The sequence below is a fragment of the Antarctobacter sp. genome (assembly GCF_965277915.1).
In the GTDB taxonomy this organism is placed as follows: Bacteria; Pseudomonadota; Alphaproteobacteria; order Rhodobacterales; family Rhodobacteraceae; genus Antarctobacter.
In genome coordinates this window covers 4,480,240-4,503,388 of record NZ_OZ255849.1, presented here as the reverse complement: position 1 = coordinate 4,503,388, position 23,149 = coordinate 4,480,240, and the positions used below count along the sequence as shown (strand labels likewise).

General features: G+C 66.0%; 21 protein-coding genes. 12 read left to right on the top strand and 9 right to left on the bottom strand.

Translation table 11 applies throughout. The features are described 5' to 3' along the window. The 5 genes from ACQY5B_RS22890 to ACQY5B_RS22870 all read left to right on the top strand — a co-directional run bounded on the left by ACQY5B_RS22890 (window position 1) and on the right by ACQY5B_RS22870 (window position 5,341). Window positions 1–906 carry a substrate-binding periplasmic protein gene (locus tag ACQY5B_RS22890; protein ID WP_420327186.1) on the top strand — a complete coding sequence of 302 codons (906 nt, stop codon included), beginning with the start codon at window positions 1–3 and terminating at the stop codon, window positions 904–906. Window positions 907–973: 67 nt separating this feature from the next. Continuing rightward, window positions 974–1,501 (top strand): SRPBCC family protein, encoded by a 528-nt coding sequence (locus ACQY5B_RS22885; RefSeq protein ID WP_420327188.1) that lies wholly within the window; start codon window positions 974–976, stop codon window positions 1,499–1,501. 52 nt (window positions 1,502–1,553) lie between these two features. After that, complete coding sequence (locus ACQY5B_RS22880) at window positions 1,554–2,039, top strand: (2Fe-2S)-binding protein (protein WP_420327189.1); 486 nt, start codon at window positions 1,554–1,556, stop codon at window positions 2,037–2,039. A gap of 85 nt (window positions 2,040–2,124) precedes the next feature. Continuing rightward, the gene (locus tag ACQY5B_RS22875) at window positions 2,125–4,494 is read left to right on the top strand and encodes a xanthine dehydrogenase family protein molybdopterin-binding subunit (protein WP_420327190.1); all 2,370 of its coding nucleotides are present in this window, start codon (window positions 2,125–2,127) and stop codon (window positions 4,492–4,494) included. 55 nt (window positions 4,495–4,549) lie between these two features. After that, window positions 4,550–5,341, top strand: a complete 792-nt coding sequence (locus ACQY5B_RS22870) for an FAD binding domain-containing protein (RefSeq protein ID WP_420327191.1) — start codon at window positions 4,550–4,552, stop codon at window positions 5,339–5,341. Between the two features lie 123 nt (window positions 5,342–5,464). Here ACQY5B_RS22870 and ACQY5B_RS22865 read toward each other — a convergent pair whose 3' ends face one another. Both ACQY5B_RS22865 and ACQY5B_RS22860 read right to left on the bottom strand, forming a co-directional pair. After that, complete coding sequence (locus tag ACQY5B_RS22865; protein ID WP_420327192.1) at window positions 5,465–6,352, bottom strand: FAD:protein FMN transferase; 888 nt, start codon at window positions 6,350–6,352, stop codon at window positions 5,465–5,467. After that, window positions 6,349–8,418 carry a 4Fe-4S binding protein gene (locus ACQY5B_RS22860; protein ID WP_420327193.1) on the bottom strand — a complete coding sequence of 690 codons (2,070 nt, stop codon included), beginning with the start codon at window positions 8,416–8,418 and terminating at the stop codon, window positions 6,349–6,351. Before ACQY5B_RS22860 ends, ACQY5B_RS22865 begins: the two co-directional genes overlap by 4 nt. A gap of 160 nt (window positions 8,419–8,578) precedes the next feature. Here ACQY5B_RS22860 and ACQY5B_RS22855 point away from each other — a divergent pair, with 160 nt between their 5' ends. After that, window positions 8,579–9,364: a quinoprotein dehydrogenase-associated SoxYZ-like carrier gene (locus tag ACQY5B_RS22855; RefSeq protein ID WP_420327194.1), complete on the top strand. Its 786-nt coding sequence runs from the start codon at window positions 8,579–8,581 to the stop codon at window positions 9,362–9,364. After that, window positions 9,364–10,305: a quinoprotein relay system zinc metallohydrolase 1 gene (locus ACQY5B_RS22850; protein ID WP_420327195.1), complete on the top strand. Its 942-nt coding sequence runs from the start codon at window positions 9,364–9,366 to the stop codon at window positions 10,303–10,305. Before ACQY5B_RS22855 ends, ACQY5B_RS22850 begins: the two co-directional genes overlap by 1 nt. 39 nt (window positions 10,306–10,344) lie before the next feature. Here the strand turns inward: ACQY5B_RS22850 and ACQY5B_RS22845 are convergent, their stop codons facing one another. Beyond that, window positions 10,345–10,923 (bottom strand): rhodanese-like domain-containing protein, encoded by a 579-nt coding sequence (locus ACQY5B_RS22845; protein WP_420327197.1) that lies wholly within the window; start codon window positions 10,921–10,923, stop codon window positions 10,345–10,347. A 122-nt stretch (window positions 10,924–11,045) separates the two neighbouring features. Here ACQY5B_RS22845 and ACQY5B_RS22840 point away from each other — a divergent pair, with 122 nt between their 5' ends. After that, window positions 11,046–12,443, top strand: coding sequence for a phosphomannomutase (locus ACQY5B_RS22840; protein ID WP_420327198.1), 1,398 nt, complete (start codon window positions 11,046–11,048; stop codon window positions 12,441–12,443). Between the two features lie 69 nt (window positions 12,444–12,512). On the opposite strand, the gene kdsA is transcribed toward ACQY5B_RS22840, so the two are convergent. The 3 genes from kdsA to ACQY5B_RS22825 are packed head-to-tail and all read right to left on the bottom strand — an operon-like array spanning window position 12,513 to window position 15,066. Next, the gene (gene kdsA, locus ACQY5B_RS22835; RefSeq protein ID WP_420327199.1) at window positions 12,513–13,334 is read right to left on the bottom strand and encodes a 3-deoxy-8-phosphooctulonate synthase; all 822 of its coding nucleotides are present in this window, start codon (window positions 13,332–13,334) and stop codon (window positions 12,513–12,515) included. Beyond that, window positions 13,331–14,119 carry a 3-deoxy-manno-octulosonate cytidylyltransferase gene (locus ACQY5B_RS22830; protein ID WP_420327200.1) on the bottom strand — a complete coding sequence of 263 codons (789 nt, stop codon included), beginning with the start codon at window positions 14,117–14,119 and terminating at the stop codon, window positions 13,331–13,333. The genes kdsA and ACQY5B_RS22830 overlap by 4 nt, the downstream gene beginning before the upstream one ends. Further along, window positions 14,116–15,066 (bottom strand): KpsF/GutQ family sugar-phosphate isomerase, encoded by a 951-nt coding sequence (locus ACQY5B_RS22825; RefSeq protein WP_420327201.1) that lies wholly within the window; start codon window positions 15,064–15,066, stop codon window positions 14,116–14,118. Before ACQY5B_RS22825 ends, ACQY5B_RS22830 begins: the two co-directional genes overlap by 4 nt. 161 nt (window positions 15,067–15,227) lie before the next feature. Between ACQY5B_RS22825 and ACQY5B_RS22820 the strand changes: the two genes are divergently transcribed. Both ACQY5B_RS22820 and ACQY5B_RS22815 read left to right on the top strand, forming a co-directional pair. Further along, the gene (locus ACQY5B_RS22820; RefSeq protein WP_420327202.1) at window positions 15,228–16,547 is read left to right on the top strand and encodes a UDP-glucose dehydrogenase family protein; all 1,320 of its coding nucleotides are present in this window, start codon (window positions 15,228–15,230) and stop codon (window positions 16,545–16,547) included. Between the two features lie 208 nt (window positions 16,548–16,755). After that, on the top strand, window positions 16,756–17,832 hold the full coding sequence (locus ACQY5B_RS22815) for a Hint domain-containing protein (RefSeq protein WP_420327203.1): 1,077 nt from the start codon (window positions 16,756–16,758) through the stop codon (window positions 17,830–17,832). A 78-nt stretch (window positions 17,833–17,910) separates the two neighbouring features. On the opposite strand, the gene ACQY5B_RS22810 is transcribed toward ACQY5B_RS22815, so the two are convergent. Continuing rightward, the gene (locus tag ACQY5B_RS22810) at window positions 17,911–18,408 is read right to left on the bottom strand and encodes an SH3 domain-containing protein (RefSeq protein WP_420327204.1); all 498 of its coding nucleotides are present in this window, start codon (window positions 18,406–18,408) and stop codon (window positions 17,911–17,913) included. Window positions 18,409–18,516: 108 nt separating this feature from the next. Between ACQY5B_RS22810 and ACQY5B_RS22805 the strand changes: the two genes are divergently transcribed. Next, entirely contained in the window at window positions 18,517–19,503 is a 987-nt protein-coding gene (locus ACQY5B_RS22805; protein WP_305970123.1) for a 2-hydroxyacid dehydrogenase, read from the top strand. A gap of 282 nt (window positions 19,504–19,785) precedes the next feature. Continuing rightward, on the top strand, window positions 19,786–21,573 hold the full coding sequence (ggt, locus tag ACQY5B_RS22800; protein ID WP_420327205.1) for a gamma-glutamyltransferase: 1,788 nt from the start codon (window positions 19,786–19,788) through the stop codon (window positions 21,571–21,573). 6 nt (window positions 21,574–21,579) lie between these two features. Here ggt and ACQY5B_RS22795 read toward each other — a convergent pair whose 3' ends face one another. Continuing rightward, complete coding sequence (locus ACQY5B_RS22795; protein ID WP_420327206.1) at window positions 21,580–22,548, bottom strand: GGDEF domain-containing protein; 969 nt, start codon at window positions 22,546–22,548, stop codon at window positions 21,580–21,582. 70 nt (window positions 22,549–22,618) lie between these two features. Continuing rightward, window positions 22,619–23,128 (bottom strand): methanogen output domain 1-containing protein, encoded by a 510-nt coding sequence (locus tag ACQY5B_RS22790; RefSeq protein ID WP_420327207.1) that lies wholly within the window; start codon window positions 23,126–23,128, stop codon window positions 22,619–22,621. Between the last annotated feature and the right edge of the window lie 21 nt (window positions 23,129–23,149).

Here is a 23,149-nt window from a genome sequence, read left to right as displayed (position 1 = left end):
ATGATTGCAGCGCGCCCTTTGCTGAAACTGTGCCTGGTGGCCGGCCTTTGGGCCGGTATCGCGGGCGCCGTCGAGGCGCGCTGCGAGGACTGGGTGCCGCAACCGAAACCCCAGAACGCCAGTCGCGACATTGTTGGTCAGGACATCGACCAGATCATGGAGCGCGGCTGGATCGAATTTGCCGTCTACGAGGATTACCCGCCCTATTCCTTCGAAGAAAACGGCAAGCCGCGCGGTGTCGACATCGAGATCGGGCGCCTGATTGCCGAGGATCTCGGTGTCGCGCCGCGCTTCAAGTTCGTGTCAGCGGGTGAGAACCTGGACGCCGACCTGCGCAACTACCTGTGGAAGGGGCCGGTGGTAGGCGGTGCCGTGTCCAACGTGATGCTGCGCGTGCCTTATGACAGTGCCTTTACCTGCCGCGTGGAGCAGGTGGCCTTTACCGGCCAGTACCAGACCGAGGGGATCGCCATAGCCTATGACAAGGCGGCCTACCCCGAGGAAAAACCCGTTCCGGCCTATTTCCGCTTTGATACGGTGGCGGTGGAAAACGACTCGATTGCCGATTTCTACCTGACCTCGCTGGCGGGCGGTCAACTGAATGCCAATATCCGGCGATTCCCGACCACCGCGGAGGCAATGGCGGCGCTGGCGGCGGGCGAGGTGCAGGCGGCGATGGGTCCGATGGCCCAGCTGGAATACGGCCTGAGAGAGGACCTGGCCGTGCACCAGCCGCCCTTGCCGGGCTTCTCTGTGGGCAAGTGGACCATCGGATTGGGTGTAAATTTCCGTTATCGTCCGCTAGGTTACGCGGTGGACGATGCGATCTATGCGGCGCTCGACGATGGGCGCATCGCGGCGATTTTCGAAAGCTACGGGTTGAGTTTCACGCCACCTGAGCGTTGAGTGACCCGTAGGGAGCACGGGAACGGGGCAGCCCACGGGCGTCCGTCAGAAGGAAGAGGGTTGAGAGATGCAGATGAGTGACAGCCGCGAGATCGCGGCCCCCCGCGACGTGGTATGGCAGGCGATCCTCGATCCCGAGGTTCTGAAGGCCTGCGTGCCCGGTTGCACCGAGATGACGGGATCGGCGGAGGAAGGCTTTGAGGCGACCGTGGTGCAGAAGGTCGGCCCGGTGAAGGCGACCTTCAAGGGCCAGGTCACGCTGGCCGACATGGACAAGCCGAACTCGGTCACGCTGAACGGCGAAGGCAAGGGCGGCGCCGCCGGGTTCGCCAAGGGCGGCGCCAAGGTGGACCTGGCCGACACCGCCGACGGCGGCACCCTGCTCAGCTACGAGGTCGAGGCCAAGGTCGGCGGCAAGCTGGCGCAGCTGGGCAGCCGGATCATCGACGGTTTCGCCAAGAAGATGGCCGACCAGTTTTTCCAGAACTTCCAGGACGCGGTCGAGGGCCCGTCCGATCCGGACGACGCGGAACCCGGCGCGGATGGCGAAGAGAACCACAAGAAAGGCTGGTTCAAGCGGCTCGTGAAGGGCTGAACCGGCGACATCGAGATACCCAGACACGACATTTTATCCAGGGAGGATAGCGATGGCAGAAGTAACGATGACGGTGAACGGGAAATCCGTCACCAAGTCGGTCAAGGGCAACACGCTGATGACCGAATTCCTGCGCGACGAACTGCGGCTGACCGGCACGCATGTCGGCTGTGACACCTCGCAGTGCGGCGCATGCAACATCCACGTCAACGGCAACCTCGTGAAGGCCTGCACCATGTTCGCGGGCGAAGCGGATGGCGCCGAGGTCTCGACCATCGAGGGCCAGGCCAACGCGGACGGTTCGCTGAACGTGATCCAGCAGGCCTTCCAGGACCATCACGGCCTGCAATGCGGGTTCTGCACCCCGGGCATGGTCATGGCGGCGGCTTCGCTGCTCAAAGAGAACCCCAAACCGACCGAGGCCGAGGTGCGTGACTACCTCGAAGGCAACATCTGCCGCTGCACCGGCTACCACAACATCGTCAAGGCGATCCTGGCCGCATCCGGACAGGATGTTTCGGGCATCGCCGCCGAGTGAATTGACCCCGTGGCAGGATGACCTGCCGCGCAACCGATTTCCGCAAGGTGGGTCATCGGCCCATCGACTTTAGGGAGGAATCCACATGCCCAAGGATCATGGCATTGGAGCAAGCCAGAAACGGCGCGAAGACGTCCGCTTTCTGACCGGCGCCGGCAATTACACCGACGATATCAATCTGCACGGACAGGCCTATGTCTATTTCCTGCGTTCCGACATGGCGCATGGCAAGATCAACAAGGTCGACACCGAAGAGGCATCCAGGATGCCGGGCGTCGTGCGCATCTTCACCGGCGCCGATTTCGAGGGGATCGGCGGTCTGCCCTGCGGTTGGCAGGTGACTGACAAGAACGGCGACCCGATGAAGGAACCGGCCCACCCGGTTCTGGCCCAGGGCAAGGTCCGTCACGTCGGTGACCCGGTCGCCGCCGTCGTGGCCGACAGTCTCGAAGAGGCGCGCACCGCCGCCGAGGCCATCGAGCTGGACATCGAGGAACTGCCGGCCGTCGTCGACATGAAGGCCGCGCTGGCCGATGGCGCCACCAAGGTGCATGACGATCTGTCGGACAACCTCTGCTATGACTGGCAGTTCGGCACCGACACGGAAGCCACCGACAAGGCCTTTGCCGAGGCGGCGCATGTGACCACGCTGGAGCTGGTCAACAACCGCCTGGTGGCCAACCCGATGGAGCCGCGCGTGGCCGTGGGCGACTATTCCCGCGCCAATGACGAATCGACGCTCTACACCACCTCGCAGAACCCGCATGTTATCCGTCTGCTGATGGGCGCCTTCGTCCTGGGCATCCCGGAACACAAGCTGCGCGTCGTGGCGCCCGACGTGGGTGGCGGTTTCGGCACCAAGATCTTCCACTACGCCGAAGAGGCTTTCTGCACCTTCGCGGCCCGGCAGATCAATCGCCCGGTGAAATGGACCTCGTCGCGCTCCGAGGCGTTCATGTCGGACGCGCATGGCCGTGACCACGTCACCAAGATCGAACTGGCGCTGGACGCGGACAACAACTTTACCGCCGTGCGCACCGACACCTATGCCAACATGGGCGCCTACCTGTCGACCTTCTCGTCCTCGGTGCCGACCTGGCTGCACGGGACGCTGATGGCCGGCAACTACAAGACGCCCGCCGTGCAGGTGAACGTCAAGGCGGTCTTTACCAACACGGTTCCGGTGGACGCCTACCGCGGCGCCGGCCGCCCCGAGGCGACCTTTCAGCTGGAGCGCGTGATCGACAAGGCCGCGCGTGAGCTGGGCGTCGATCCGATCGCGCTGCGTCGTCAGAACTTCATCACCCAGTTCCCTTACGAGACACCCGTCGCGGTGGCCTATGACACCGGGGACTACGAGGCCACGATGGCCAAGATGGAAGAGCTGATGGACATCCCCGGCTTCCCCGAGCGCCGCAAGGCATCGGAGGCCAAGGGCAAGCTGCGCGGCCTGGGCGTCAACTGCTTCATCGAGGCCTGCGGTATCGCGCCCTCGAACCTTGTGGGGCAGCTTGGCGCGCGTGCGGGTCTGTATGACGCGGCGACCGTGCGGGTGAATGCCACCGGCTCGATCAGTGTCATGGTCGGCGCACACAGCCACGGCCAGGGCCACGAAACCGCCTTCCCGCAGGTGGTCGCGGAAATGCTGGGCATCGACGAATCGATGGTCGACATCGTGCATGGCGACACCAGCAAGATCCCCTTCGGCATGGGTACCTACGGCTCGCGCTCGATCGCGGTCTGCGGCTCTGCCATGGTCCGCGCGACGGAAAAGATCATCAACAAGGCCAAGAAGATCGCCGCCCACCTGCTCGAAGCCGCGGAAACGGACATAGAGCTGAAGGACGGCCAGTTCTCGGTTGCGGGCACGGATAAATCCGTGGCCTGGGGGGATGTGACGCTGGCCGCCTATGTGCCGCACAACTACCCGCTCGAGGATATCGAGCCGGGGCTGGAGGAAACCGCCTTCTACGATCCCTCGAACTTCACCTACCCGGCGGGCGCCTATGCCTGCGAGGTCGAGCTTGACCCCGAGACCGGCGAAGTGACCATCGAGAAGTTCGTTTCGGCGGATGATTTCGGCAACGTCATCAACCCGATGATCGTCGAGGGACAGGTGCATGGCGGCATCGCCCAGGGCATCGGCCAGGCGCTGTTGGAAAACTGCGCCTACGACGAGAACGGCCAGCTGCTGAGCGCGTCCTACATGGATTACGCGATGCCGCGCGCCGACGACCTGCCGCACATGGCGAACTATACCGTGGACCACTCCTGCCAGACGCCCTGCACGCACAACCCGCTGGGTGTGAAGGGCTGCGGCGAGGCCGGGGCCATCGGCTCGCCGCCGACGGTCGTCAATGCGGTCATCGACGCGCTGCAGTCCGGCGGTCACAAGGTCGAGCACATCGACATGCCCGTGTCGCCCTCGCGCGTCTGGGCGGCGATGAACGGATAATCCCTGCCCCCGGCCCTGCATCCAGGGCCGGGGGAGATCAACAGGAGGATATGAGATGTATTCATTCGACATGGTACGGCCCACCAGCGTGGCCGATGCGGTTGCGGCCCTGGGCCAGGACGAGGCGCAGGCTCTTGGCGGCGGCCAGACCCTGATCCCGACCCTGAAACAGCGCCTGGCGATGCCGTCCGTGCTGGTCAGCCTGTCCGGCATCGACGAGTTGAAGGGCGTCTGCCGCGAGGACAACGGCGACCTGGCCATCGGCGGTGGCACCACCCATGCCACCGTCGCGGCCGAAGCGGCGGCGCACTACCCCGGTCTGGCCAGCCTCGCCGGCGGCATCGGGGATCCGGCGGTCCGCAACCGCGGCACCATCGGCGGGTCGCTGGCCAACAACGACCCTTCCGCCTGCTACCCGGCGGCGGCGCTGGGTTCGGGGGCGACCATCGTGACCAACACCCGCGAGATCGCGGCGGACGACTATTTCCAGGGCATGTTCACCACCGCCCTCGAAGAGGGTGAGATCATCACCTCGGTCCGTTTCCCGGTGCCGGAGGCGGCCGGCTACGCCAAGTTCGAACAGCCTGCATCGCGCTTTGCGCTGACGGCTGTCTACGTGGCCAAATACGCCGACGGCGTGCGCGTGGCGGTCACGGGCGCGTCGGAAAACGGCGTCTTCCGCTGGACCGAGGCGGAACAGGCGCTGTCGTCCAACTTCTCGCCTGACGCGGTGGCCGGCCTGTCGGTGCCCGCCGATGGCATGATCTCGGATCTGCACGGCACGGCGGCCTATCGCGCCCACCTGGTTGGCGTGATGACCAAGCGTGCGGTTGCCGCGGCCAGCTGAGCCAGCTGCAACACTTTCGAACCCCCGGTCCTTGGCCGGGGGTTTTTTGATGCCAGGTGTTTCTTTGGGCCAAAAAAAACCTCCGGGGGAGCCGACCGAAGGGAGACGGGGGCAGCGCCCCCGCTACACCGTCCGCAGGTTGCCCTCGGCATCGACCAGCAGCACCCGGATCTCCCCGGGCGCCTCTGCCTTGACCCGCTGCACCTCTGCTGGGTCGGCAAAGACCAGCGCCGTGGACAAACCATCGGCCAACGCGGCAGAGCCTGCCTCGACGCTCACCGTCGACCAGCGCGGTGCGGCCTCTTCCAGCGGGTCAAGGATATGGCCCATGTCGCCCAGCATCAGGGCCGAGGGGCTGGAGGTCGCAATGGCCCGGTTCGTCAGATCCCGCGTCGTGACAAGGCCCGCGTCGGGATCCAGGATCCCGACCGTCCACGGACCGCCCAGCCCGCGCATCTCACCGATCTGCACCAGCGCGTTTCCAAAGCGGTGTTCCTCCAGCACCCCGGTCACCAGGTCGGTGGCAAAGCCCTGTGCGATGCCGTTCAGGGTCAGGGCCTGACTCGGCGCCAGTGCGATCCGGTCGGTAGAGGCGCGGACGCGCTGCCAGCCGATGGCCCGCCGTGCCGCCGTGACGTCGCCGCCACGGGCCAGCGCCTGCCAGAGCGGCTGCACCGTCGGGTCGAACCGGCCCCGCGTCATCCGGTGCAGCTCGCCCACCAGCCCCATGAGAAAATGCATGTTCGGCGAGGGCCGGACCAGAACACCCTCTCGATTCAGCCGCGACAGGGCCGACGCGGGATCGTACAGGCTGAATTCCGCCTCGATCTCTTGCAGCAGGGTGGTGCAGGCGGTCAATGCGGCTTCGGTCCGCCCGGCCGGGCCGTCCAGAGTGATCGACACCTCGGCGCCCAGCGCCTGCCCGGTCCAGCGCCGTTCTTCGGCGGCCAGCCTCCGGGGGGCAAGCGTCATCGCCGCGCTGATGCTCAGGAAACGCCGTCGGGATATCATGCCGCTCTCTTCCTTTCGCGCGCCTTCAGCACCAATGGCACGCATTGCGCGGCATCGTCATGGATCTTCACGCAATCGAGGCAACCAAAGCACTCGGTATAGTCGATCTGGCCCGATCTGGGGATCGCCTGGTACTTGCACCGGACGGAACAAAGCTGACAGGGGCTGCCGCATTCCGCCCGCCGCGCGATCCAGTCGCGCCCCCGCAGCAAACCGCCCAGTGCCATCAGTGCGCCCAGCGGACAGAGATAGCGGCAGAACCCCTTGAAGATGAGCGCAGACAGCACCAGCAAGCCCACTGCATAGGCCACATAGTACCATTCGCGGATGAAATAGGTGGTCACGGCGGTCTTGAATGGCTCCACCTCTGCCGCCGTGTCCAGCGCACCGGGGGCCACGAAAACCAGCGCCACCAGCCCGGCCAGTACAAGGTATTTCACCCGTTTCAGCCGGCTGTCCCAGCGTGCGGGCACCGTCACCTCGGGCAGGCGCAGCAATCGGCCAAGGTGATGGGCAAACTCCTGCATGGCCCCAAACGGGCACAGCCAGCCACAAAACAGCGCCCGCCCCCAGAGGACAAACCCGATGATCGCCGCCGCCCAGACAAGCAGCGAAAACGGATCGTAGAGGAGAAAGGCGTAACTTCCGCCCTCCCAGGCGGTTCGGATCACGCCGATCACCGTCACGATGGACAGCTGTCCATGTCCCCACCAGCCAACAAAGCCGGTCATGACCGCAAGGATGCCCAGCCGAACCGGCGTGAACACGGTCAGCCCGGCCAGCGCGGACTGCCGCCAGAACAGCACCGGCAAAAGCACCGCCAGCCCTAGCGCCAGGACGATCAGGTCCGCCTGCCGCTCGCGCAGCGCCGCCCGCCAGGGAGGCAGCGAGCGGGGCGCCTCGGCGCGGGCAAAGAACCGGGCGTCCGTCGACTGGGTTGAGGAGAGCGTCACACTTCCCACCTGTGGCATGAAGGAACCGTGTTCGCGTACCGCCTCGACATGCAGGGTCCAGGGTTCTGTCGGGTCAAAGCCCAGCCGCCGGTCGGTGCGCAGGATCATTGCCGTGCCCTCTTGCAGGGCGTCAGGCAAGTCGTCGCGCAGGGAAAACAGCAGGTCGCTGTCGCGCAGGGCCACCGGCAGGCCGAATTGCTCCGCGCTGACAAGGTCGGGCGCGGTGTTGCGCACGAACTCCTCCGTGATCAGCCCATGCCGCCCGGTCTCGACCAACAGGATCGGTTCGGCATGGTCCGAGATCGTCAGGAAGGCCTGCAATTCGGCCAGTGAGTCCGCGTCCAGCACCGCCCGAGCGATCGAGGGCGGGCCGATATCCACGATCCAGAGATCCAGGTAGGCGCCGTCGGGATCGTCCTGTGCCACCGGATCGTCATCTTCCCAGAGCGTTCCGGCAAAGGCGGCGTTCACCTCGGCATTGCTCACGCGGTGACGCGTCGCCAGGCCCTGCTCCACAAGGTCGTCCCAGGTCAGGGCCTCATCCACCGTGGGATCGGGGTAGGCGGGCGGGCCGTTGGACACGCCCTGCATCTTATCCCGCGCCACCTGCAAGGTCGCGGCAAGGATGGATTCATGCGCGATCCGCACGCTGGCCGTCGCCTTTGTCACCCCGTCCAGGTAGACCAGCGCGCTGCTGCCCTGGGTTTCGCCATAGGGGGTTCCGACGACCATAGGCGCAGAGATCGAATGCCCCCGGTATTGGGTAAAGAACTGTTCAAAGGCGGCCTGCCCCAGACCAGAGACGAAAATCGGCTCGTTATGGTCAAGCAGCTGGACATCGACGAACCGGCCTTCGAGGTCCAGCATCACCAGGACGTTGATCGCGGCCCCGGAAAAGCCGGGCAGGGGGGCAAGCGGTTCGGTCTCGAAAACGTAGCCGGCGGTCTGTCCGCCCGCGTTTTCCAGCGTCCAGACACCCTTGTCGTTGACCGGATCGCCCAGAAGAAAGGGGGGGATGACCCGTTCTGCCAGCGCCTCGCGGCTCAGCATCTCGGCCCGGGCGGTGCCGGTCAGCAGGCAGAAACAGGCCAGGATGCAGAGGATCGCGCGCATGGACGAGACCCTAGGCCCGGCCCGGGCGCGTCCCTATGCGACCTTGGTCCCATGAGGCGGGCCTGACGCAATGGTGATGCATCTACGACCATAGGCGAAGTGATCCGCCCGCACCCGCCATGCTAGCCTTGCCGCTATGGTACGACAGGGAGGGTCCGCCATGTTCATCCGCACCGCATTTGCCGCGCTGATCGCCGTTGCAGGCAGCGCCGCCGCCGCTCTCGACGATCCGCAGACCGTGCTGCAGGATCCGATGGGATCGGGCATGTGGAACTACCACCAGAAGGGGCTGCTGGGCGATCCCGCCGACATCCGTTTCGACGACCGGGTCGTGGTGCGCGCGCCGGACTCGGCCGAGGACAGCCTGAACGTCCCGCTGCTGGTGGATGCGACCGCGATCTCCGACGTGAAACGTATCGTCGTCAGCGCCGATTACGGCCCCATCCCCCATATCCTGACCTACTATCCTGAACAGGCCGAGCCCAAGCTGGCTCTGCGGTTCAAGATCGACCAGGCGACCGCCATTCGTGCCAGCGTCGAGACGCATTCCGGCAGCTGGCACATCGGGTCGACCTATATCGACGCGGCGGGCGGCGGCTGTACCGCACCCGCCCATGCCTATGCCAGCGACGACTGGGAGGAAAAGCTGGGTGAGGTGCGCGGGCGGCTGTGGTCGGCTTCGGGCCGCGCGCGGCTGGTGGTGGATCACCCGATGGACACCGGGCTGGCCGATGGCATCCCCGTCTTCATCATCGAGGACCTGTCCCTGCAGGACGAGGACGGCACGCCGCTGGCGCGACTGGAACTGCATGAGCCTGTGAACGAGGACCCTGCCTTTACCTTCTATTTCGATGCGGGCGCATTGCCCGCCTCGGTAAAGGTCATGGGCCGCGACAACAACGGCAACCGCATCCGCGGTGTCCTGACCGAGGGCGAGCTGAACTGATGCTGACCCGCCGGACGACCCTCGGCCTGCTGTCTAGCCTGCCGCTGGCCCCCAGCTCCTTCGCGCAGCCACGCCTCGCCTATGACCTGGCGGCCAAGCCGCTGGCCGACGGTATCTGGATGATCGAAGGGGCGGCCGATTATTTCTCGATGGAGAACGGCGGGGCTATCGTCAATGTCACCCTGATGAAGGGCGACAGCGGTTTGATCCTTTTCGACACCGGGTCCTCCCGCCGCTACGGTGAGGCGCTGAACACGCTGGCGCGCGGCCTGGATATTCGCGGTATTTCCACCGTGGTGAACACGCATCATCACCCGGACCACTTCTTTGGCAACCAGGTCTTTGCCGACAGGCCGATTCATGCGCTGGGTGGCACCCGGCAGGCGGCGCTGGACGAAGGCGAGGCCTTTGCCGACAACATGTATCGCCTGCTTGGCGACTGGATGCGTGGAACGGAGGTCGTGCCGCCAAGTGACGTGATCGCGGGCGGCGACTTGACGCTGGACGGGCGCGATTTCCTCGCCTTGCCGTTGGACGGGCACACGACGGCGGACCTTGCCTTGATGGACCGGCGCACCGGCACGCTGGTGGCCGGGGACCTCGTTTTCTACAACCGCGCGCCCACGACCCCCAGCGCGGACCTGCCGCGCTGGCAGCAGGCGCTGGACGCCCTGCAGGCAGAGAGACCGGCGCTGGTCATTCCGGGCCACGGTCCGGCGGACCCGACCGGAGAGTCCATCACCCAGACACGGGACTATCTTGCCTGGCTTGATTCCGCGCTGCGCGGCGGCGCGCGGTCCGGCCAGGACATGGTGGAACTGATGGAGATGCCCCTGCCGGACCGCTTTGCCGGAATGGGTGCCCAGCCGCAGGAATACCAGCGGTCTGTCGCGCATCTGTTTCCGCGGATCGAACGCGAGGAACTGCCGCGCGGCAACTGAGCGTGAGACGTGGAACGGGAAACCCGACCCGCCCAGCCGTCAATCCACGTCCACCGGCACCGGGTCTACCGGGGCCAAGGTCTCTCCGATATCCAGCCAGCCATCGGTTCCCAGCCGGAACCAGTAGACACGGGAATACCCCAGACCCGCGATCCGCTGTGCCGCGTTCCAGCTCATCCAGCAATCCGCCACGCAGTAGATGACCAAGGCCCGATCCCTGTCGCCCGCCGTGATCCGCACCAGGTTGTCCGTCAGGTAGCGCTGCATGATCTCCGACAGTCGCCCGCGACCCACCTCTGGCAGCCAGACGGCCCCGGGCAGGGATAGCCGCTGCTCTGACACCAGCCAAGTTCCCTCCAACTCGTCAAATCTCGATTGCTGGGCGGCAAAGACATCCAGCGCCACGGCACCATGCGCCAGCAACTTGCGTGCCTGATCGGGCGTGATCAGAACTGCGGGCGCGGGAATGTCATCGGGCGTCGGCGCCCGCTGGCGACCGATGCGATAGCCCGTTTCCGGATCAAACAGCTCGGGCCTGCGGGCCTGATGCTCGGCATAGGGCGAGGCGGCCAGCGAAGATGCGCACATCAGGCCCAGCAGGAAAAACAGGCGTTTCATGAATGCAGGATAGGCTGGCTGCCGCTGCTGGGAAACCCGCCCTTGCCATCCGCGCCGCGAGGCGGGAAAACAGCCGCGCGCCCTAGTGCGCAGCGGCATTTGACAAGGCAAGGATGGTAAAGATGGCCCCCAAATTCGGCACAAGCGGCCTGCGCGGCCTGGTGGTGGAGCTGACAGAGGACCTGGTGCGCGACTACGTCACTGCCTTTCTCTCTGCCTGTCCGCATGGGAACGCCGTGCATGTGGGCCGTGATTTGCGCCCCTCCTCTCCTCAGATCGCGGAATGGGTCATCGCCGCCGTGCGTGACGCGGGTGTCGATGCGGTCGACTGCGGCGTGGTGCCGACGCCGGCGCTGGCCTTGTCGTCGCTTCAGGCGGGGGCCGGGGCCGTCATGGTCACCGGCAGCCATATCCCGGCCGACCGCAACGGGTTGAAATTCTACGTCCCCACCGGTGAAATCTCGAAAGAGGACGAGGTCCGCATCAACGGTGCATTGGGTCAGTCCATTGCGGGCGCGCCCGGCGCCAAGGCCACCGCCGACGCCCGCGCAGCCTATGTCGCCCGCTACACGCGCGCCTTTGGCCAAGAGGCGCTGCAGGGCCTGCGCGTCGGTGTCTACCAGCACAGCTCTGTCGCCCGCGACATCATGGTCGAAGTGGTCGAGGCGTTGGGCGCCACCGCGCTCCCCATCGCGCGCTCGGACGTGTTCATCCCTGTCGATACCGAGGCGCTGGATCCGGACACCAGACAACTCTTCGCTGGCTGGTTCGCGGATCATCAACTGGATGTCCTGATCTCGACCGACGGTGATGCCGACCGGCCGATGCTGGTGGATGATGCGCAAAGGGTGGTGCCGGGAGACGTTCTGGGCGCTGTAACCGCGCGGGCGCTGGGCGCGCGGGTGGTCTGCACGCCGGTTTCCTCGAACACGATGATCGAGGCCGAGGGCGGCTTTGACTTCGACGCCATCCACCGCACGAAAATCGGCTCGCCCTTCGTCATCGCCGCGATGGAGGAAGTGTTGCAGGCCGACTCTGCGGCCCGCGTGGTCGGCTACGAGGCCAACGGCGGCTTTCTGCTGGGGTTCGAGGCCGACGCCCCTGCGGGCAGGCTGGCGCCGCTGATGACCCGCGATTGCTTGCTGCCGGTCCTTGCCCCCCTCAACGCCGCCCGGGCCGAGGGGCAACCGCTGTCGCGGTTGCTCGACGCGCTGCCGCCGCGCTTTACTGCTGCCGACCGTATCCAGGGGATCGAGAGCGCGACCTCCAAGGCCTTTATCGCGGAACTTTCCGGCGATGCCGGGGCCCGGACCAGCTTCTTTGCGGAGAGTGGTGCCATCGCGGAACTGGACGAAACCGACGGCCTGCGTGTCACCTTTGCCACTGGCGACGTTGTGCACCTGCGCCCCTCGGGCAATGCGCCGGAATTCCGCTGCTATGCCGAGGCGGGCACGCGCGAGACCGCCGCCGCGCTGGTGGAGAGCTACCTTGCGAAATTGGGCGAGACCCTGTCCGCCTGAGCGGGTCTTCCGGACGGACTGTCACAGGTGTTTGAAACAGTGACGGACCAGGTGCCAATGCGGGGCCGGTCAGGCTTCCTTGGTCAATGCATCCACCGCCAACAGCCCCTTGAGCAGCCGTTCGAGATCATCGACCGGGACCATGTTCGGGCCGTCGCTGGGGGCGTTGTCGGGGTCTTCATGCGTTTCGATGAAGACCGCGGCACAACCTACGGCGACGGCGGCGCGGGCCAAGGGCTCGACGAACTGGCGTTGCCCGCCCGAGGAGGTGCCCTGTCCACCCGGCAACTGCACGGAATGGGTGGCGTCGAAGACCACCGGGTAGCCGGTTTCCGCCATGATCGGCAACGACCGCATGTCCGAGACCAGCATGTTGTAGCCGAAGCTGGCGCCGCGTTCGCAGAGCAGGATTTTCTCGTTCCCGGTCGAGGCGATCTTGGCCGCAACATTGGCCATGTCCCAAGGAGCCAGGAACTGGCCTTTCTTGACGTTGATCGCGGCGCCGGTTTCGCCGGCGGCCAATAGCAGGTCGGTCTGGCGCGACAGGAAGGCGGGGATCTGCAGCACGTCCACCGCCGAGGCCACCACCGAGCATTGGTCCGGCCCGTGCACGTCGGTGAGCACGGGCACGCCGAACTCCTTGCGGATCGTCGACAGCACGCGCAGCCCGTCCTCCATGCCGATCCCGCGCTTGCCGGACAGGGACGAACGGTTGGCCTTGTCGTAGCTGGCCTTGAAGATCCAGTTCACGCCCGCCGCCTCTGCCGCATGCGCGATCCGTTCTGCCAGCATCCGGGCGTGATCCAGGCTCTCGATCTGGCAGGGGCCCGCGATCAGGGTGAAGGGCGCGGCGTTGGACACCGTGTAGCTGCCGATGGACACATCCGTCATGCGATGCCTTCCTTTGCAAGGACGCCCTCGATCCGGGTCACGTCCACGGGGTTGTTGAGTTCCCAGAACACCCGGCCTCGCGCATCGACCGGGACGCAGGTGACGTCCATGCCGTTTTCGAGAAAGCGCAGCTGTTCCAGGCCTTCGGCGCGTTCGATCGGGCCTTCGGGCCAGCCCATGTAGGCAGTCAATGCCGACGGCCGGTAAGCGTAGACACCCACATGATGCCAGACCTCCGGCGGCGTTTCGAGGTTGCCGACATAGGGCAGCACTTCCTTGGAAAAATAGAGCGCGGTGCCATCTGCTCGCATCACCGTGGTGGTGCCTCCGACACGACCGGCATGACGGTCCGAAACGAAGTTCGACAAGGTCTCGTGGTCGCATTTCAGCACCGGCGTCGCCATGTTCACCTCCGGCGACTGCATCGCGCCGATCAGCGCCTCGACGAACCAGGGCGGGGTCAGCGGTGCGTCGCCCTGCAGGTTGACGACGCAATCGGGCACCCGGTCCAACTGTGCCACTCCTTCGGCGCAGCGTTCGGTCCCGTTGCGCGCCTTGTCCGAGGTCATCAGCACATCTGCGCCAAAGCCGCGCGCTGCCTCGGCGATCCGGTTGTCGTCGGTCAGGATATAGACCGCGTCGGCGCCCTTGACCTGGCACGCCGCTTCCCAGCTGCGCTGGATCAGCGGTTTGGAATCGCCGGTCGCCCCCTTGAGGGCGACCAGCGGCTTGCCGGGGTAGCGGCTGGAGGCATAGCGGGCGGGGATGAAGATCACCGCGCTCATGCCACACCTGCCCGCAGCGCGTCGTGGATGTGCAGCAGACCCACGAGGGTCTCGCCCTCTGTGACCAGCAGGACAGTGCGTTTCGTCGTGTTCATGATGCCCAAAGCCTCCAGCAGCAACGTATCGGGGGCGGTGACCAGCGGGCCGCGAGTGGCGACCTCTCCGGCGGTGCGCTCCATCAGCCCCGCCATGTTGCGGCGCAAATCGCCGTCGGTGATGATGCCGGCCAGGCGCCCGTCTTCGACCAGGGCGGCGACGCCGAACCCCTTCTGGCTCATGACCAGCAGCGTCTCGGACATCGGGGTATCGGCAGAGACCACGGGCAGTTCCTCGCCCCGGTGCATCACGGCGGAGACGCGCAGCAGTTGCGCCCCCAACGTGCCGCCGGGATGAAAGGCGGCAAAGCTGGCCCGGTCGAAGCCCCGGTGCTGCATCATCGCCACCGCCAGTGCGTCGCCCAGGGCCATCGCCATCGTGGTCGACGTGGTGGGCGCCATGCCGATGGCGCAGGCCTCGGGCGCGTCGGGCATCAGCAGCACATGATCGGCGGCGCGGGCAAGGGTGCTGTCGGCCCGCTTGGTCATGGCCACCAGCGGCACCGAGAACCGCGCGCAATGGGCGATCATGTCGGCCAGTTCCCTGGTCTCGCCGGAATTGGAAATCAGGATCACCGCGTCGGCCGGCGTGATCATGCCCAGGTCGCCGTGGCTGGCTTCGCCGGGATGGACGCCCTGCGCCGGTGTGCCGGTCGAGGCGAAGGTGGCGGCGATCTTGTTGGCGACGTGCCCCGACTTGCCCATGCCGGAGACGATCACCCGTCCCTGTACCTGCAAGAGACGCGTCACGACGGCATCGAAACTTTCTGGCAGTTCTTCGCCCAGGCGCGCCAGGGCCGCGCTTTCGGTGGCAAGGACGGTGCGGGCGACCGCGGAGGGGCTGTCTGTCATGCGGCTCTGCTCGGGTAACATTCTGTCGCCTGCATTAGCCGCTCTGCCAAAGCTTGTCCAATCGCGCAACAGATTGCCGCTCTGCGAGGGGTCCGCGTTGACATTTCCCCGGACTCGCCCGCATGACGATTGTATTGGATACCAGGCTGGGGAATGCCAAAATGAAGATTGCGATGATCGGAACGGGCTACGTCGGTCTTGTTTCCGGGGTTTGTTTTTCGGATTTCGGTCACGAAGTTGTCTGCGTGGACAAGGATCCGCGCAAGATCGAGATGCTGGAGCGCGGCGAGGTGCCGATCTACGAACCGGGCCTCGACCTGCTGATGCACAAGAACGTCGAGGCCGGGCGGCTCAGCTTCACGCTGGACCTGGCCAGCGCCATCGACGGGGCCGACGCGGTCTTCATCGCGGTGGGCACGCCGACGCGCCGGGGCGATGGCCATGCCGACCTGAGCTACGTCATGGCCGCGGCCGGGGAAATCGCGAAGGCGGCGAAGGAATACGTGGTGGTCGTGACCAAATCGACCGTGCCGGTGGGCACCAACCGCAAGGTCAAGGAGACGGTCGCCGCCGCCAACCCGTCGCTCGATTTCGACGTGGCCTCGAACCCCGAGTTCCTGCGCGAAGGCGCCGCGATCGACGATTTCATGAAACCCGACCGGGTGGTGGTGGGCGTGGAAACCGACCGCGCCGCCGCCGTGATGGCCGAGATCTACCGCCCGCTCTACCTGCGCGATTTCCCCATAGTCACCACCGACCTGGAGTCGGCGGAGATGATCAAATACGCGGCCAACGCCTTTCTCGCGACCAAGATCACCTTCATCAACGAGATCGCGGCGCTGTGCGAAAAGGTGGGGGCCGACGTGAAATCGGTGTCCAAGGGCATGGGTATGGACGGCCGCATCGGCAACAAGTTCCTGCACGCCGGTCCCGGCTATGGCGGCAGCTGTTTTCCCAAGGATACCAAGGCGCTGGCCCGCATCGGGCAAGAGCACGCGGCGCCCATCTCGATCGTCGAGACGGTCATCAAGGTCAACGAGGACGTCAAGCGGCGCATGCTCGACAAGCTGGTCGACCTGTGCGACGGCGGTTTCAACGGCAAGACGGTGGCGGTGCTGGGCGTGACCTTCAAGCCCAACACCGACGACATGCGCGACGCGCCCTCGCTGACCATCGTGCCCGCGCTGGTGGGGGGCGGAGCCAAGGTCCGGGTGGTCGATCCGCAGGGCAGCCGGGAGGGCGAACACCTGCTGCCCGGGGTGACCTGGATGGATGATCCCTATGCCGCGGCCGAGGGCGCCGATCTCCTGGTGATCCTGACCGAGTGGAACGAGTTCCGCGCGCTGGATCTCTCGCGCCTGGCCGGCAGCATGGCACAAGCGAAACTGGCCGACCTGCGCAACATCTATGCCCCCGCCGACGCCGAGGCCGCCGGCTTCACCGGCTACGAGAGCATCGGGCGCGCCGGTTACGGCGGCTGAGCCACCGGATTGATCCTGAATCGCCGTCTCACCTATTGGGGCGGCGGCTTCATGCACGTCTTGGTTGTCTTGTGGCCGGGACTTGTTGCCTGTTGACCACAGGCGCGGGGCCAAGGCGCTTGGCATGGCCGCGCTGACGTTGCGCATGTCTTTGCCTAACCCGGTACGTCGCCTACTCTTTTCAAAAATTACAAGAGGCAGAGCAGGCATGGGAACGGGCTATCGTGGCACGTTCGTCATCTCTTGGGCGCAAACGGAAATCGACGGGGTGCAGGACGCGCCCGAACCGGCATTGCAGGTCGGGGCCGCCTGGTCCTGGTCCGGAGAGCCGGTCCGGGTGGACGGTCCGGCCTCGGTTCTTCCGCTGGGCAAGAGGGCGGACCAAGGCGAAGACATCAGACCCCGCGCGGCGCGCATGGTGCGCAGGCTGGTGGGTGCAGCCCTGGCAGAGGACGCCCCCCGCGGGGATGACCCGCGCGGGTCGGGGCAAAACCTGCCCGGCGACGACTCGACTTTTGTCGTCACCGATGGTCGCAAGGGCTATCCCGTGACGCTGATCCCGGTGGGGCCCCATGTGCCGCCTTTGCTGATGTGCCTCGATGAGCTGCCGCCCGCCGGTGTCGATCTGTGGGTGGTGCATCATGTCCGGTCGGCGCAGAGGCTGGCCGCCCCGGCAGATCCGGGTGGCGTGATCTGTTTCACGCCCAGGACACGCATCCTGACACCGCGCGGGCCGGTTCCGGTCGGCCTTCTGCGCGAAGGCGACCTGGTGCAGACCAAGGACAGCGGCGCCCAGCCGATCTGCTGGATCGGCAGCCGCCGGATGACGGGTGCCCGTCTTTTTGCCATGCCTGCCTTGCGCCCGATCCGGCTGCGCGCCGGCGCGCTGGGATTGGATCAGCCCAACAGCGATGTGCTCGTGTCACCGGATCACCGCATGGTGGTGCGCGGTGCGCCCGCGCAGGCGTTGTTTAACACGCCCGAGGTGCTGGTGACGGCGCGCGACCTCGTCGATGGCAAGGGCGTGGTGCAGGACAGCACCGTCAAGGAAGTGACCTATGTGCACCTGCTTCTGCCCCGACACGAGGTGCTGTTTGCCGATGGGGTCGAAACAGAGAGCTTCCATCCGGCGAACACCACGCTCAGTTCTCTGGATGACGAGGATCGCAAGCGATTGCTGCGGACCCTGCCGGGCGTGGCCGCGAACCCGCTGGGCTATGGCGCCTATGCGCGGCGCAACCTGTCGGCGTCCGAGGCGGCGATCCTGTTGCACGAGGCGGCCTGAGACGGCCCGCGCGTCCCATTCCCGGGCTTGGCCCGGGACCTCGTGCCAGTCGCGTGCGTGCAGGCCGGCGTTGCGCGGTCACTCGCGGATTTCGTCCAGTCCCACACCCCAGAGCGCGGTCTTGTCGACCCAACCGCGATAGCCGTCAGCGGTCAGGCGGCACCACGCCGGTCCGCAATCGCCCAGTCGTGCGATCACCCCCAGTTCCAGCCGCGCCACCACCACGCTGTCCGGGTCGGGCCGCCGATACAGGCTCAGCATGTCCTCTTCCACGATCACCGTGCGCGCGCCGGACAGCAGTGAATAATGCACCCAGCCGCCGGCCCCGTCCCGGTCGCGGACCCGGCGCCAGTGGCCGTGTTCGGCGGTGATCTCCAGTGGCATGCCGCGTCGCTTGTAGACCCAGTCGATCCGATGCGTCAGCGAGGGCCCCCGGCGAACGTTGCCCTCCGAGGCCTTGAGCGAGACGAAACGTGGCAGCGGCAGGTTCGTCACCGGCCCACGGTCCTGCCCGGCCGGTCCGGGACCAGCCAGCAACAGCAGCGCCACCGCCGCGGCGATCGCTTGTTTGAACATGGTTTTCAAGTCCTGCTCAGTTTTTCCGGCGGGGTTCTTGTGCCCCGTCCTTTCCTGTCGCAGTCTACCGCCCGTGGGACCCGCAGGGGAAGTTTGGGGAGAGGCTGCATGCCATCAAAACGTCTGAGTGTTGTCGTGACGCGACGCTTGCCCGAAGTGGTCGAGACGCGGCTCACCGAGCTGTTCGACGCGAAACTGCGTGCCGATGACACGCCGATGACCCGTGGAGAGCTGATCGACGCGGTGCAGGAGGCCGATGTTCTGGTGCCCACGCTGACCGACCGCATCGACGCCGGGCTGATTGGCCAGGCGGGCGAACGGCTAAAGCTGATCGCCAATTTCGGTGCGGGATTCGATCATATCGACGTTTCAACCGCGCGCTCGCGCGGGATCCTCGTGTCGAACACGCCGGGCGTGGTGACCGAGGACACCGCCGACATGGTCATGGCGCTGATGCTGGGCGTGACCCGGCGCATCCAGGAAGGCCTGGCCGTCATGCAGGGCGGTGAATGGGCCGGCTGGGCGCCCACAGCGCTGCTGGGCCAGCGCTTGGGCGGGCGCCGGCTGGGCATCCTCGGCATGGGCCGGATCGGGCAGGCGGTCGCGCGCCGCGCGGCGGCCTTTGGGATGCAGGTGCATTACCATAACCGCCACCGCCTGCGCCCCGAGATCGAAGAGTCGCTGGAGGCCACCTATTGGGAAAGCCTCGACCAGATGGTCGCGCGCATGGACATGATCAGCGTCAACTGTCCCTCGACCCCCAGCACCTATCACCTGCTGAACGCGCGACGCCTGCAGTTGATGAAACCCAGTGCGGTGATCGTGAACACTTCGCGCGGGGAGGTGATCGACGAAAACGCGCTGACCCGGATGCTCAAGGCCGGGCAACTGGCCGGTGCGGGGCTGGACGTCTACGAACACGGAATCCAGGGCAACCCCGAACTGCGCAACATGCCCAACGTGATGATGCTGCCGCACATGGGGTCGGCCACCGAAGAGGGTCGGATCGAGATGGGCGAAAAGGTCATCATCAACATCAAGACCTTCGACGATGGCCACCGTCCGCCGGACCAGGTCGTGCCCGCGATGCTGTGAGCGGGTCGCCGGCCCAATCTTTCGCGCATTCCGCATCGGCGTTGCCGAGACAGGGCGCAAGATGCGGGCCTACCCGGCCGAGGCCGAAGATCACCGCCAAGCAGGGGGCAGCGAAATGCAAGGTCTCGCTGGAGCCGGACGACGCAGAGCATATCTGGGATCGTGCCCCTAACGACGTCCGTCAAGAAGGACCAGGACCGCCTACGCGCACATCGGGTCTATCCCCGACTCGCTTCTGCTGATTGACTGTCAGTCAGCAGACGCAACCAGGGAGTGTGTAAGATGAGGATTGCGCAGATAGCCACGCTGTTGATGCTGGCGGCAGGCGCGGGGCTGGCACAGCAAAGCACGGATACCATCGCCCCCGAGGCGGCCACGGTGGATGGCGGTGGCTTTGCCGCGCTATCGCCCGAGGTCGCCGCGGCGCTGGAGGCCAAGGCGGCCGGTCAACCGGTCAAGGCACAGACGTGGATGGTGGCGGCGGCCAATCCGCACGCGGTGCAGGCCGGGGCCGAGGTGCTCCGCGCCGGTGGCACGGCGGCGGATGCCATGATCGCCGTGCAAACCGTGTTGGGCCTGGTCGAACCGCAAAGTTCAGGCATCGGCGGTGGGGCCTTTCTGGTCTGGCACGATGGCGAAACGGGCGAGATCACCACGCTGGACGGGCGCGAAACCGCGCCCTTCGCCGCCACGCCGACCCTGTTCCAGACCGACGACGGCGAGCCGATGGGGTTCTGGGACGCGGTGATCGGGGGGCGCTCTGTCGGTGTGCCGGGCACCCCCGCGCTGATGCAGGCGGCGCATGAGAAATGGGGCAAATCCGACTGGGCCGGCCTGTTCGATGCAGCCACGCGGCTGGCGGACGAGGGGTTTGAGGTCTCTCCTCGTCTCAGCCAGTTGGTGCTGGCCAACGTCCCCGCACTGACCCGGTATGAACCTTCGGCCAACTACTTTCTGCCGGACGGGATGCCGCCCGTGGCCGGGACCGTGCTGAAGAACCCGGAGTATGCCAATGTCATGCGCCGGATGGCCAGCGAAGGCGCGCAGGTGATCTACCAGGGTGAGATCGCGCAGGACATCGTCGACACGGTGCGCGGGTTCGAGCCCAATCCCGGTGTCATGAGCCTGGCCGACCTCACCGCCTACGAGGTCAAGGAGCGCCCGGCGGTCTGTGCGCCGTTCCGGGGGCTTGAGGTCTGCGGCATGGGTCCGCCCTCTTCCGGCGCGCTGACCGTTGGGCAGATCCTTGGGATGCTGGATGCCTCCGAGCCCGGGGCGGCAGATGATCCGCAGACCTGGCGCAAAATCGGCGACGCCTCGCGGCTCGCCTTTGCGGATCGTGGCCGGTACATGGCCGACAGCGATTTTGTCCCAATGCCGACCGATGGTCTGGTCGATCCGGCTTACCTAGGCGAACGCGCGCGCCTGTTGGAAGGCGACGATGCCCTTCCGGAAGTGGCGCCGGGGATGCCGGCGTGGGACCATGCGAAGCTCTGGGCCGATGACGAGAGCATCGAGTTCCCCTCGACCTCGCATATCTCGATCGTCGACCAGTACGGAAATGCGCTGTCGATGACGACGACCATCGAGAACGGCTTTGGCTCGCGCCTGATGACCAACGGGTTCCTGTTGAACAACGAACTGACGGATTTTTCCTTCCGCTCGCACCAGGACGGGGTGCCGATCGCGAACGCGGTGGCGCCGGGCAAGCGGCCCCGGTCGTCGATGTCACCGACCATCGTGCGCGAAGAGGGCAAGCCGGTGCTGGTGATCGGCTCTCCCGGCGGGTCGCGGATCATCGGCTATGTCACGCAGGCGATCATCGCGCATGTGGACTGGGGCATGGACGTGCAGCAGGCGGTGGCCATGCCGCATGGCGTCAACCGCTTCGGCACCTTCGACCTGGAGGCGGGGACGCCGATGGCCGAAATGGCGGCGGCCCTGGCAGAGATGGGGTTCAACACCGATGTGCGTGACCTGAATTCCGGCCTTCATGCCATCGCCATCGGGGCGGACGGTCTGCAGGGCGGCGCCGATCCGCGCCGCGAGGGCATCGCGCTGGGTGAGTGACGCCGCTCAGCCGGACAGGTGCAGACAAGTCCCCCGTCGGCGGGTCTTGTCTGCGTACATGCGCGCATCCGCCCTTTTCAGCAGCATGTCCACGTCGGTGCCGTCATCCGGGGCCGTGGCCCGGCCAAAGGCGGCATTGATTCCGGGCAGGACGATATCCGTTCCGCCCGGTCGTTCCAATGTCATCGGTCGGGACAATGCGGCGCGCAGGTCGTTGACACAGGTCAGTATGGTCCTCTGGCTGGTGTCCGGGTGCCAAATTCCGAACTCATCGCCCCCCAGGCGGGCAGCGTTGCCGTCGTTGCCCAGGGTTTCGCGCAGGCGTCGGGCAACCCGGCTAAGCACCTCGTCGCCGGCGCAATGGCCGTACTGGTCGTTGATCGGCTTGAAGCCGTTCAGGTCGATGTAGATCAGCCCGACGGTGCCTTGCGGCTTGGCCAGCAGCCGTTGCCCCTCTTCACGGAAACTGCGGGCGTTCATCAGGCCGGTCAGAGGGTCAGTCATGGCAAGGCTGGACAGTCGGCGCGCCGTATGACGTAGCCTGTCGCGCTCCTCTTCCGTCTGGCTCAACCGGCGGCGGGTGTTGTCCTGCTTGCGTTCGAGAGAGGTGAGGCGTGCGGCAAAGAGGTTGGACGGGTCGGATTTCAGCATCACCAGAGGGTGTTCCGAGCCGGGCAGCGGGTCGATCCGCCAAGCCTGGAAGGTCATCGGCTCCTCGGTGAAGGTCAGGCGAAGCGGAATGCCACGCGAAATGGAAATCGCCTGTCTCAACCCACTTGTCATGGTCTCGGCGCCTTCGCGGGCAAGGCTGGTCAGGTGCAGGCCCACCGTCAGCCCGGGCAGATCGCGCGCCTGGCGATTGGCCAGCAGGATGGTCCACTCATGGTCCAGCAACATCATCGCGCGCGGGGCGCGCTCGATCGCCTGGCCGATGGCCCCCAGGGCCGCATCCAGCACGGCGTCGGTCACTATCATTCCTTTGTCAGGCTCCGGGACAGGGAACAGCCCTGATCCCGGTCGCGGTTGTTTGCGTGCACAAGACCCTTCATGCGAAAAACTCGAACAAGTCCGCGTCCTCGCTTCGGACCAGGTGAACCGTGACGTGACAGCGGGAATGCCCTATCGACAGGGCCTCGTCGATCTCGACCGAGGCATAGCCATTTGCCTCGGCGGCGATGCGGCCAAAGACGTTGGTGGTCATCATGCAAAGCGAGGGCCTGCCCTCGACCCGCTGACCAAAGGGGCAACTGGACGCGGTGAACACCAGCTTGTCGGGCCCCGCCTCGATCAGTTCGAAATGCCCGCCGATCTTTTGCTTGAGATCACAGAGGATGCGGCCGATTTCGGCCGGTTCGGCAGGCAGTGCACCGTCGTCATCGCGGTAGCGGTCGGCGATGCTGCGGCCCATGTCATCCCCGACGCGCGCCACGAAGGCCGAAGCCTCGTCCATGCCCACGACTTCCTGCAGGGTACCGGACAGGGCGCCAACGATATCCGCGAAGAAACCCTTGGGGTTCAGGTCGTCAATGTCGGGCTTTGGGGGCGTCGGGGCCATCGGGGCCTCCAGAAAACGGGT